This is a genomic window from Bradyrhizobium sp. HKCCYLS20291 (assembly GCF_051167715.1).
Classification (GTDB): domain Bacteria; phylum Pseudomonadota; class Alphaproteobacteria; order Rhizobiales; family Xanthobacteraceae; genus Bradyrhizobium.
This window is the reverse complement of sequence record NZ_JBNPTO010000004.1, coordinates 97720-108000: the sequence shown is the minus strand read 5'-3', so window position 1 is coordinate 108000 and position 10281 is coordinate 97720. Positions and strand designations below refer to the sequence as shown.

Annotated in this window: 12 protein-coding genes; 8 read left to right on the top strand and 4 right to left on the bottom strand. The window is 65.3% G+C overall.

The window, feature by feature from the left end:
* Positions 1–3: 3 nt before the first annotated feature.
* From ACQR07_RS11325 to ACQR07_RS11290, 8 genes are all read left to right on the top strand, one after another.
* Complete coding sequence (locus ACQR07_RS11325; protein ID WP_434902384.1) at positions 4–1509, top strand: SUMF1/EgtB/PvdO family nonheme iron enzyme; 1506 nt, start codon at positions 4–6, stop codon at positions 1507–1509.
* A 9-nt stretch (positions 1510–1518) separates the two neighbouring features.
* Complete coding sequence (locus tag ACQR07_RS11320) at positions 1519–2127, top strand: DUF4399 domain-containing protein (protein ID WP_434902383.1); 609 nt, start codon at positions 1519–1521, stop codon at positions 2125–2127.
* A 745-nt stretch (positions 2128–2872) separates the two neighbouring features.
* Positions 2873–3133: a PepSY domain-containing protein gene (locus ACQR07_RS11315; protein ID WP_434869324.1), complete on the top strand. Its 261-nt coding sequence runs from the start codon at positions 2873–2875 to the stop codon at positions 3131–3133.
* Between the two features lie 8 nt (positions 3134–3141).
* A complete protein-coding gene (locus ACQR07_RS11310) occupies positions 3142–3927 on the top strand; it encodes a cytochrome b/b6 domain-containing protein (RefSeq protein WP_434902382.1) in 786 nt (261 codons plus the stop codon).
* Between the two features lie 85 nt (positions 3928–4012).
* Positions 4013–4147 carry a hypothetical protein gene (locus ACQR07_RS11305; RefSeq protein ID WP_434902381.1) on the top strand — a complete coding sequence of 45 codons (135 nt, stop codon included), beginning with the start codon at positions 4013–4015 and terminating at the stop codon, positions 4145–4147.
* Between the two features lie 289 nt (positions 4148–4436).
* Complete coding sequence (locus ACQR07_RS11300) at positions 4437–4778, top strand: cupredoxin domain-containing protein (protein WP_434902380.1); 342 nt, start codon at positions 4437–4439, stop codon at positions 4776–4778.
* Positions 4779–4988: 210 nt separating this feature from the next.
* Entirely contained in the window at positions 4989–6851 is a 1863-nt protein-coding gene (locus ACQR07_RS11295; protein WP_434902379.1) for an outer membrane beta-barrel protein, read from the top strand.
* A gap of 36 nt (positions 6852–6887) precedes the next feature.
* The gene (locus ACQR07_RS11290; protein WP_434902378.1) at positions 6888–7223 is read left to right on the top strand and encodes a hypothetical protein; all 336 of its coding nucleotides are present in this window, start codon (positions 6888–6890) and stop codon (positions 7221–7223) included.
* Here ACQR07_RS11290 and ACQR07_RS11285 read toward each other — a convergent pair.
* The 4 genes from ACQR07_RS11285 to ACQR07_RS11270 form a co-directional block, all read right to left on the bottom strand.
* Positions 7207–7995, bottom strand: coding sequence for a TonB family protein (locus ACQR07_RS11285; protein ID WP_434902377.1), 789 nt, complete (start codon positions 7993–7995; stop codon positions 7207–7209). The two genes, ACQR07_RS11290 and ACQR07_RS11285, sit on opposite strands and share 17 nt — an antisense overlap.
* Positions 7996–8021: 26 nt before the next feature.
* Positions 8022–8471: a TonB system transport protein ExbD gene (exbD, locus tag ACQR07_RS11280; protein ID WP_434869193.1), complete on the bottom strand. Its 450-nt coding sequence runs from the start codon at positions 8469–8471 to the stop codon at positions 8022–8024.
* A 3-nt stretch (positions 8472–8474) separates the two neighbouring features.
* The gene (gene exbB, locus ACQR07_RS11275) at positions 8475–9608 is read right to left on the bottom strand and encodes a tonB-system energizer ExbB (RefSeq protein ID WP_434902667.1); all 1134 of its coding nucleotides are present in this window, start codon (positions 9606–9608) and stop codon (positions 8475–8477) included.
* A gap of 113 nt (positions 9609–9721) precedes the next feature.
* On the bottom strand, positions 9722–9901 hold the full coding sequence (locus tag ACQR07_RS11270) for a hypothetical protein (protein ID WP_434902376.1): 180 nt from the start codon (positions 9899–9901) through the stop codon (positions 9722–9724).
* Positions 9902–10281: the final 380 nt, after the last annotated feature.

The following is a 10281-nucleotide window of genomic DNA, read 5'->3' as shown; positions in this document are numbered from 1 at the left end:
AACATGAGCGAGCTTTCATCGTTGCAGTGGCTGCGGGCGCCGAAGCTCGCGGAGGATGCCTTGCCGGCTGAAACCCTCAGGGTCGATTGCCGCCGCTGCGGCCGATCGGTGCAGGTCTCGCTCAGCGCGATGCGTCCACCGAGCTTCCTGCATGTCGACGATCAGGTCGAATGCCCCGAGGTCCAGGAGCGCTGGAGCGGCAGGGGCGAGAGCGGCCTTCTGATGATGATGTGCGGCGCGCTGGAGCAGTCGCTCGATCCCGTGGAGGAGAATGAGGATCACGAGGCCGTAGCGCGGCATGAGCCAGCGCAGTTCGTCGAGATGCCGCCCTCACGCATCGCGACGCCGCGTGTCGATCCGCCGCCGCAGCGGTGGGATGAGTTCGTCGATGACGGGTACCTCGAAGAGGATCGGCGTGAGGCCGAGCGGCGCGGCTGGCTGCCGTCCCTGCTTGCTTGGTCGGCGCCGCATCGCCGCGCCGTCGTCCGCATCGCGGTTGGCACACTCGTGCTCAGCATCGTTGCGGTCGGCGGCGTGCTGCTGCCGCTGCGCAACCTGCAGCTCCTGATCCAGTCTCCACCCGGTTTCGCCGGCGCCTCGACGATGCAGCGGGATGTGCTGCCGACAGCGATCGCGGTTCGCCGCATCACGATGGAAACGCCGAGCGTTACCGCCACGCCTCAAGAGGCGCCGTTGGGCGTTCGGGCGCCGTCACCGCTTCCGGCGGCGATGCGCCAGGCTCCGGCCGCAGAGACATCTCCTACACCTGCTCCTCAGCCGGTGGCGGCCTCCGGGCCAGAGCCGGCGTCGATGCCGGAGCCGAAGCTACGCCTGCCGGAGATGATCGCGATCACCGGCGGCACCTTCGCGATGGGCGGCGAGGATGAATCCGAGCAGCCGGTTCACCAGGTCAGCATCCGGCCATTCGCGCTCGGCAAATATCCGGTCACGGTCGGCGAGTGGAAGCCATGCGTCGCGGCCGGCGGCTGTGCCGACATCGCGGTCGGTGCCGACGATCGGCCGGTCACCAATGCGAGCTACGACGATGCGCAGGCCTATATCGCGTGGCTTTCCAAGGTCAGCGGCAAGACGTTCCGCCTGCCGACCGAGGCCGAATGGGAATTTGCCGCCCGCGCCGGCCAGCGCAGTAAGTATTGGTGGGGCGATCGCATGCGGGTCGGCATGGCCAACTGCAAGGGCTGCAACAATTCCGGCGACGCGACGGATGCGGCGCAGCCGTTGAAGGTCGGCAGCTTCGCGGCCAACCCGCTCGGCCTGTTCGACATGGGCGGGGCCGTCGGCCAGTGGGTCGCCGACAACTGGCACAAGAACTACAAGGGCGCGCCGTCGGACGGCTCGGCCTGGTTGGAGGACGGCAGCTACGCCCGCGTGATCCGCTCGGGCTCCTGGAGCAACGGGCCGTCCGATGCGCGTGCCGGCAGCCGTGACCGCTATGATGGCCGCATCCGCCATCCGACGCTCGGCGTCCGCGTCGCGCTGACACCCTAGGAGAAGAACATGTGGAAACCGGCGTCTGTGCGACTCTGTCTGATCCTGACGGCATCCCTGGCGCTCGCGCCCGCGCTGGCGATGGCCAAGGGCACGAAGGCGCCGAAGGATGCGCGGGTCTATCTGATTTCGCCCGCGGACGGTGAGACGGTGAGCGGCGCGTTCTGGTGCCGCTTCGGCCTCCGCAACATGGGCGTGACCCATGCCGGTGATGACTTCGCCGGCAGCGGCCACCACCATCTGCTGATCGACGTCGACGAGACGATGGAGGCCGGCCAGCAGATTCCGCGCGACAAGAAGCACATTCATTACGCCGCCGGCGAGACCGAGGCGCGGATCGAGCTGTCGCCCGGCAAGCATACGCTGCAACTCGTGCTGGGCGATTCGAAGCACCTCAACTTCGATCCGCCGCTGGTCTCCGAGAAGATCATGATCACCGTCAGCAGGCCGGACGAGCCGGCGCGGGTCAGCAGGAACACGAGCGAGCGGCGCAGGACTATCGAGCGCAACGCGCGCGCAGAACCGCCGCCGCAGCAGCAACCGACACTGACGCCGGAAATGACGAAGTCTCCCGAGAGCTCCGACTTCATTGCCCGCGTCTTTACCGGCGCGAAATAAGCGTCGCGCGCGCCCTCAGCACGCTGCGCTCGTGGTCTGATCGGCGTCCATGGCGGCCAAGGCGCCGCGCGTTGCCGCGTGCTGCTCGCCGTGAATGAACGTGCAGGCCGCGGAGCTGATGTCTTGCCACGAACGATCCGTCGCCGCATCGCTTGTCGATGACGGCGACGCACGCGTCTTCCATGCGCTGATGCACACCGCATGATCGACGGTTCGTGTCGGCGAGCGGCGTGATCGCAAGCGACGTGCAACGCCGAACTCCAAGATTTTTGCTCCAAGATTTTTTCCGAGACCAAACGTCGCATGTTTCGATCTTCTGCTTCCTTCTCGCCGCATGCCGGACACAGAGCCATTCGGGCAGGAGTGTGGTCGGGTCGCGTCGTCGGCAACGGACGATGCAACCGACGCGTTTGATGGTCATGGTCCGGCGCGACTAGTTCCTTGCGAATCAATGTCACTCGCATACGTGCGCAACTGCGCTCGCGTGCCGTGTGCGGACTGATTGATCGTCAGAGGACACGGTTTGATCTTGACCGCAGCGTAGCTGCGGCCGCCCGCCAGCGACATTGCGGCCGCATGCGGGCCGGCGTCAGCCCCCGAAGCACGTTCGAGGCCGGCGGGTGCTGCCACCGCCGTCCAAGTTTCGTTGAAATCGCAGTCCTCTTTGTCCGCTCGCGCTCAGCGCGGTGCAGGCGCCATGTGGCGCCGTTTTGGAGGAGATTTGATTGTGAAGGTCATCAAGATCATGGTCGTAGCGCTCGCGGCGGGTATCGCATCGGGCTCCGTTGCCCTGGCGGACGGCTACAAGGATTGCACCAAGCTCGACAAGGCGTCCTGGAAGACCGTTGCCGATGCCGAAGCCAAGGCGAAGGCGGCGGGCTACGAGGTTCGCCAGACCAAGATCGAGGGCACCTGCTACGAAGTCTACGGCGTCAAGGGCGGCAAGCTTTATGAGTTGTTCTACAGCCCCGAGAACCTCGCGCTGAAGCACACGATCGCGAAGTGATCTGAAACATGCGTGACGCAGGACAGGCACAGCGGAGCGTCCGTCCCACGGCGCCGGCGAATTCACGTCCGAAGACCGTCGAGGTCTGGGACATCCCGCTGCGCGTCTGGCACTGGGCCCTCGCCGGCTTCGTGCTGATTGCCTGCGTCACGCCCAACACGTTCGATCCGCTGCATCGGCTGGCAGGCTATGCCGTGATCGGATTGCTGGCGTTCAGGCTGATCTGGGGTGTCATCGGCACCCGCCATTCGCTGTTCGCGCGGATCAGCCTCAAGTTGCGCGCTGCGCCGCGCTACGTGATGAACATCTTCCACGGCGAGACCGGCCGCTATCTCGGCCTCAATCCCGCCGGTGCGGCGATGCTGGTGGCGATGATCGGCCTGCTGGTGATCTCGACCATCAGCGGCGTCATGCAGGTCTCGCTCAGGTTCTTCGGCGTCGGGTGGATCGAGCAAACACATTCGCTGTCGTCCAACGCCATCATCGGCCTGATCGGGATCCATGTTCTCGGGACGCTGTGGATGAGCGTCCTGCAACGCGAAAATCTTGCGCGGGCGATGTTGACCGGGCGCAAGCGCGTGCCTGGAGCCGAGCCGGCCGCGGCCGCCGCGGCGCGGCCGACAGTTGCCGTCATGGAGCCGGCGCCGGCCGTGGCCGCGGAGCGCATCTCGGTGGTCCCGGATCTGCCGTCCGGCCAGGCCGAGCCGCAGGTGACGAACGTGAAAGCCGCGTACCCGCCACGGATGCCGAGGGGGCTCAGCGTTCACGACAGAAAGCTCGGTCTGCGAGGCTGACATCGCGCTGTCGTCAGACTGTGGAGACATGCCGGCATCACGGAGCGGGCGGGTGGTCTCCGTCGACGTCGATCGGTGTTGTTCGATGGACGGCGATCTGGGCGGTCTTGTGATCCAAGCGCGGGCGCTGGCTGCCGAAGCTCATCGCGCCTATCCGGATCATGATCTGGACGAGCCCATGCGCGGCCTCGACTGCAATTGCGCGCGATATGCGAGCTGATGAGTGCGCAAATGATCACGTCGTTCAGTAGACGACAACACAATCCGCGCATCGCAGCGTGCTTTCCCGCAGAAGCTTGTGCTGCGACGTATGACAGTCTTGCCGTGACGTCTCCGATATCGCGAATTATTCGAGCGCTTTGTCGCACACGCCGATTTCGTCATGTTTCGACACGGTAAATCGCCGCATTCGAAAACTTAAACTGCTTCTACGAAGCGCTCGATGATTGGTCGGGGCGGTTGGACGACGAGCGACATTCGCAACGGGAATCCGGGGAAGGATCGATATCATGACGCTATTTGAGAAAGCGGGAATTGCGGCAAGCGTCGCGCTGATGATGACGGCTTTTGCGCCTCTGGCCAGCGCCGCGGAAGCCACCATCGAGATCTCGGTGAAAGACAACAAATTCCAGCCCGCCGAGCTGAAGGCGCCGGCCGACACCCCGATCGTGTTCAAGATCAAGAATCTCGACGGCTCGCCGGTCGAGTTCGAGAGCGAGCCGCTGCAGTTCGAGACGGTGATCAAGCCGAACATGGAAGGCGTGGTGAAGGTCAAGGCACAGAAGCCTGGACGCTACGAGTTCTTCGACGACTTCCATCAGGGCAACAAGGGCGTCCTGGTCGTGGAATAGCCGATCCGACGGGCGGCTGTTGTGCATCGACTTGGCTCTACGCGACAGCCTCTGACGCGCCACACCCGCCACCATCGGCGTCAGCCGACCGGCGGGGCCGGCAGTTTGAACGCCATCGAAGGTGGTCTGTGCGAGCGGGCAACCAGGATCTCGACGCCTGCCGGTCGCGGTTCCTCGTGTGGTGACGAGCTTGACGGGAGATACGCATTTTTGGAACGGGCTGCACGAGAAACGGCGGGTCTTAAACGGCGCAACGGCTTCGTGCCGCGCCGGGACGAGGCGGCTGCGCTCACGGTGCTGCTCGTGCTGCTCGTTGATGCCGCGCCGTCCTACAGTCAATCGGCGATCCAGGGGACCGAGGCGCGGGCCTATGCGGATCCCGGAGCGATCGATGGTGGCGGTCCGGTCGTCGTCGTGCCCAACCGCAAGCGGCAGCCGACGCGACCTGCCAACGGCAATGGCCCGGTGGTGATTCCGCAGATGATCGTGGCTCCGGGCGGCAACGAGCCGGAGCCGAAGGCTGCAGTGGTCAAGCCCGAGGAGCCGCCGCCGCCGCGCGCGAAATCGCCGATCGATCCCGGAGCCGGTGCGCTTCCCCAGGCCGCGCGTCGCGAACCGGCGCCGCGTCTCGCTCCCGTACGCAACGCCTTCTTCGGTGCGCCCTCGGCCGGCCTTCTGGTCGGCGGCTGCCTGTCGACGCCGGGCCGGCTGTCGGCGACCAACGTTCCCAATCGCTGCCTCGATGCACTGGCCTTCGCGGTCAGTCCGCCGCCGGCGACGCGCGGCGTGCTGCCGAACAATCTGCCGCCGATTCCACGCCAGGACGCGCAGCCGATTCCTCCCGTCCTGGCGGACAAGCCGAAGATGCGGCTGCCGCGGATGAACAAGGGCCAGAAGCCGCAGGAGCAGCAGCCGCAGGCGCCGCCGATGATGGAGGAGGACCCTTTCGAGCCCAAAGGCATCACGGTGGGAAACTTCATCCTGAAGCCTGCGTTCGAAATGTCCTCAGGCTTCGACAGCAATCCCGGGCGTGTGCCGCAAGGAAGGGGCTCCGCCTTCGTCAGCGTTGCGCCGGTCCTGCTCGTGCGCTCTCAGTTCGAGCGGCATCTGCTGAACGCCGATGTGCGCGTCGGCTACATCGACTATGCCAAGCTCCGGCAGCTCTCGAGGCCTACCGTCGACGCGAAGGTGAATGGGCGCTACGACATCACCGATACGTTTGCGCTCAACGGCGAGGGCCACGTTGCCGTCGATGCCGATGACCCGGGCACGCCGCGCTTTGCCGGCCGCTTCGCCAGGATCCCGCTCGCCTCGACCGTCGGCGGCTCGGCCGGCGTCACCAAGCGCTTCGAGGATTTCGAGGTCTCGACCAAGGCGGCGATCGATCGCGTGGCGTTTCAGAACGCGCCGCTGGTCACCGGACAGATCGTCAGCAACGCCGATCGCAACTTCGTCCAATACGGCTCGCAGAGCCGCGTCACCTACAATCTGACGCCGGAGATCCGGCCCTTCGTCGACGTCGCCGTCGACCGCCGCGTTCACGACATCGCGGTCGACGCCGAGGGCTTCCGCCGCGACTCCACCGGCACGGCCGTCGAGGCCGGCGTGACCTTCGCCTATGCCGACAAGCTGACCGGCGACGTCGCGGTCGGCTATCTCACCCGCCGCTATCAGGATCCGCTGTTGAAGCCTGTCGGCGGCTTCATCGCCGATGCCAACCTCACCTGGCAGTACGCCAAGGAGACGGCGGTCATGTTCGGCGCCAAGTCGCAGGTCGTCGAGATCACCGAACCCGGTATCTCCGGCGTGCTCAAGCGCGACGTCACCGTCGGTGTCGAGCATCAGTTCGAGCCCTGGCTCGTCGGCACCCTCCTCGCGGGTTATGGCCAGGACGCGTTCACCGGCACTACGCGCGTGGACAACCGCTACCTCATCGAGCTCGGCATGCTCTACAAGTTCTCCCGCCTGCTCCAGCTCCGGGCCAGCATCCGGCGCGAGGAGACGCGGTCGAACTTCCGCGAGAACGACCTCTCCGCCACGGTGGTGCAGGTCGGAGCGCGGGTGCAGTACTAAAGCCAAATCCCGCCGGCTACCTCATCGTCTCGTTCGATGTTCGTCGATTCGCTGCCGCGCCCGCTGCCGATCATCCGCCGCTCTCTGAACTGCGCGCCTGTCCATTCCCACGTCGTCATGGCCGGGCTTGTCCCGGCCATTCACGTCGCGGTTGCCTGGACGAAAGATGTGGATGCCCGGGTCAAGCCCGGGCATGACGGAGCAACTAATTGCTACCTCGACTGCTCATCTCAGTCGTATGCGATCGCGCTCGCGTGGCGAGACCGCGTCGCGATCTCGCAAAACAGAAGGAGCGCTCGCCGTATCGCGAACGCTGCCGAGTCCTGCAGACGCGCATCCGAACGGATGCGCGCGTCTATTTCTTCTGGTTGAAGTTCACGTCGAGGCTGAAGCTGAATTGATCGTCGGTCAGCCCGGACGGCGGCGCCGGCACCGGGTCGGAGCGGCGGATCATCGCGATCGCGGCATCGTCGAACATCGTGTCTCCGCACGATTGCATCACCGAGGCCGACATCACCTTGCCCGCACGGCTCAGCACCAGCGCGACCTTGACCGTGCCGGCGTGCTTCTTGCCTTCGGGATACTTCTTGTGCAGCTCGAAATAGGCGCTGATCTTGCGCCCCCAATTGTCGGTCAGCTTCTGCTTGTCCTTGCCGAGGCCGACATTCGGCGCCTTCGCGGTCTCGGCGGGAGGTGCGGCTTCGTCGAGCGCCTTGCGGGCGGATTCCTGTTGCGCCGCCGACGCCACCGAGGCCTCGGCCTGCTCGGTTGCGACCTGCTGCTCTTCCTTCTCCGGCTTCTTCGGTTCGTTCATGGTGACGACGCGGTCAGCCTCGTCCTCGGTCTCGGTCGGCTTGTCCTTGACCGCATCGGACTCCCTGACTTCGGCGGTCTGCTGCATCTGCTCCGGTGCCGCTTCCGCCGCGTCGCTGTCGGGACCGGGCGGGAGATCGTTGTCCTCTACCTGCGGTGAAGCCATCTCGAGCGCAAACTCGGCACCGGCAGCGCCAAGGCCGCCGTCGGTCTCGTGAGCGCTGAGATGCACCACCGCGAGCGCCGCTCCGCCACCGTGCAGCATCAATGCGCCGATGGCGGCTGAGATCCACAAGCGGCGAGTCGCTCCTTGATACTTGTGTTCGACCATTCTTCACTTCCGTCGTTGCACTGGTTTCAATGCGCGGCCGGCGCGGCCGCCTGTGAGACGCCTTCGACCGTGACGAGCTTGATCTTCGGATAGCCGCCGGTGCGCAGCAGCTCCATGACGTCCATCAGCTCGCCATAGGCGACGCCGCGGTCGGCGCGCAGGAATATGAACTTGTCCTTGGCGGCCTCCGGAATGTGCTCGAGCGTGCTGACCAGGCTCGCCCGCTTGACCTGCTCTTCGCCGACGAACAGCGTCAGGTCGGGCTTGATGCTGACATAGATCGGCTTGTCCGGCTTCTTCTGCGGCGTCGCGGTCGATGTCGGAAGGTCGACGGGAACGTCGACCGTGGAGAGCGGCGCCGCCACCATGAAGATGATCAGCAGCACCAGGATGACGTCGATGAACGGCGTGACGTTGATGTCGCTGGACTCGCCGAGATCGTCGTCACCATCGGCTTCAGAAAGAGAGACGGCCATGAGCTACTCCGCCGCGAGCGCCATCGGGGGCGCGGAATGGACGTGAATCGGCTCGAAGCGTTCGCTGTGGTGGCTGCTCTGGCCGCGATCGAGATCGCGCGACAGCATGCGCGCCGTCGCACCCGACGAGCGGTTCACCAGCTCCATGTAGCCTTTGGTCACGCGGGTGAAGTGGTTGTAGATGATCACGGCCGGAATGGCGGCGACCAGTCCGATGGCCGTGGCAAGCAGCGCCTCGGCAATACCCGGAGCGACGACCGCGAGGTTCGTGGTCTGCGACTTCGAAATGCCGATGAAGCTGTTCATGATGCCCCAGACGGTGCCGAACAGGCCGACGAAGGGCGAGATCGAGCCGATCGTCGCGAGCAGGCCCATGCCGGTGCGGCAACGCCGGCCTTCGGCGCGGACGATCTCCGCGAAACTCGACGCGGCGCGGTCGTTGACGCCATGCGACGGCAGCTCCGAGGACATCCTGATCTCGTGCATCGCCGCGTCGATCAGTGCGGTGAGCACGGTCTCTCGCTTGCCGAGCGCGAGCTTCGCTTCCGAGAGCCAGCGCACGTCGTCGACCTTGCGCAGGGCGCGGCTGAGCTTGCGGCGGAGGAAGCCGAACTCGATGGTCTTGGCGATGAACACGGTCCAGGTCGCGAGCGAGGCCAGCGCGAGACCCATCATCACCGCTTTGACCAGGATGTCGGCGGCCAGGAACATCGACCATGGCGACAGGTCGTGCGGAACGTGAGACGCGGCCTGTCCGGGCTTCTCAGCGGAGTCCTTTGCCTTGTCCGTAGCTGCCGCCGGCTCGGTGACTGCTTCGGCCGTGCTCGATGTCGATGGCTGGGGCTCGGTGGCTGTGGCGCTCGATGCCTGGCCCGTCGTCGATGACTGACCCGTCGTCGTTGCCTGCGGCGCCGCTTGAGCAGCGGGCGGCTGAGCTGCAGCCGCGGCCGCCGGTTGCGAGGCAACCTGTGGGGCGGGCGCGGATTGCGCGGCGTTCGTCGGCTTGGCGGCGGTTGTTTGAGGTGCCGGTGCAGATTGGCTGACTTGCGAAGCAGGGACCGTGTTTGATGCGGCTGCCGACGTCGGCGATGAAGCCGGGGACTGGGTTGCGGCTGTCGCGGGCTGCGGCTTGCTCATCGCCGGCGGCGGAGTTGTTGCTGACATCTGAGGCGCAGTGGCAGCCTGGCCAGGTCTCGGCGAGGTGGTCGCCTGCTCAGCCTGCGCCGCGACGCCGGCCGAGACGATTGCGATCACCGCTCCTGCACGAAGAACGATCCTGAACATTTTGCTGCACACCTCTTGGTAGTTAACTGGCCGTAATATTTCCAGGCGTAACGGGGCTGTTTTGAGACGACGCGTTGACTCAAAGCGGGAACATCGATGTCGGTCATCGTGACGGCGTGCGCGACCTTTGCGCGCACGGTCGGCATGGAGGACGAGCTCCTCGCATTCGAAGCCCCCGCTTGTGTTCTAACTGACTGAAAAAACTGATGTGACACAGTGCGCGTGGCGTCAGAGAGACACTTCGTCCGGCGCGGGAGTCACGTAATTGCCGCCGTTCGGTCTTCCATCGATTCTAATTAGTCGGCGCCGACGACGTGATCCGCTCCGGTCCGGCGCAGGCCGCGTGACGCGTTATTGCCCAAGCGCGGCGTCGGATCTGATCGAGAGATGAGCACTTGGGCGCGAATCACTCCATGATCGCGTCTGCTTCTGCTGACAAGCGCGCAATCCCGGCGCACGCATCATGCGCGAGGTTCGAACTTCGAGTGAACGCGGAGCGGGTTCGGGAAACGAACGCCGAGAATCA

Coding starts and splice junctions, on each gene's coding strand:
- exbD (WP_434869193.1), bottom strand. CDS start 8,471: ATGGCCGTCTCTCTTTCTGAAGCCGATGGTGACGACGATCTCGGCGAG.
- exbB (WP_434902667.1), bottom strand. CDS start 9,608: ATGAGCAAGCCGCAGCCCGCGACAGCCGCAACCCAGTCCCCGGCTTCA.
- ACQR07_RS11305 (WP_434902381.1), top strand. CDS start 4,013: ATGGACGGCGATCTGGGCGGTCTTGTGATCCAAGCGCGGGCGCTGGCT.
- ACQR07_RS11285 (WP_434902377.1), bottom strand. CDS start 7,995: ATGGTCGAACACAAGTATCAAGGAGCGACTCGCCGCTTGTGGATCTCA.
- ACQR07_RS11320 (WP_434902383.1), top strand. CDS start 1,519: ATGTGGAAACCGGCGTCTGTGCGACTCTGTCTGATCCTGACGGCATCC.
- ACQR07_RS11325 (WP_434902384.1), top strand. CDS start 4: ATGAGCGAGCTTTCATCGTTGCAGTGGCTGCGGGCGCCGAAGCTCGCG.
- ACQR07_RS11290 (WP_434902378.1), top strand. CDS start 6,888: ATGTTCGTCGATTCGCTGCCGCGCCCGCTGCCGATCATCCGCCGCTCT.
- ACQR07_RS11270 (WP_434902376.1), bottom strand. CDS start 9,901: ATGCCGACCGTGCGCGCAAAGGTCGCGCACGCCGTCACGATGACCGAC.
- ACQR07_RS11315 (WP_434869324.1), top strand. CDS start 2,873: ATGGTCGTAGCGCTCGCGGCGGGTATCGCATCGGGCTCCGTTGCCCTG.
- ACQR07_RS11300 (WP_434902380.1), top strand. CDS start 4,437: ATGACGCTATTTGAGAAAGCGGGAATTGCGGCAAGCGTCGCGCTGATG.
- ACQR07_RS11310 (WP_434902382.1), top strand. CDS start 3,142: ATGCGTGACGCAGGACAGGCACAGCGGAGCGTCCGTCCCACGGCGCCG.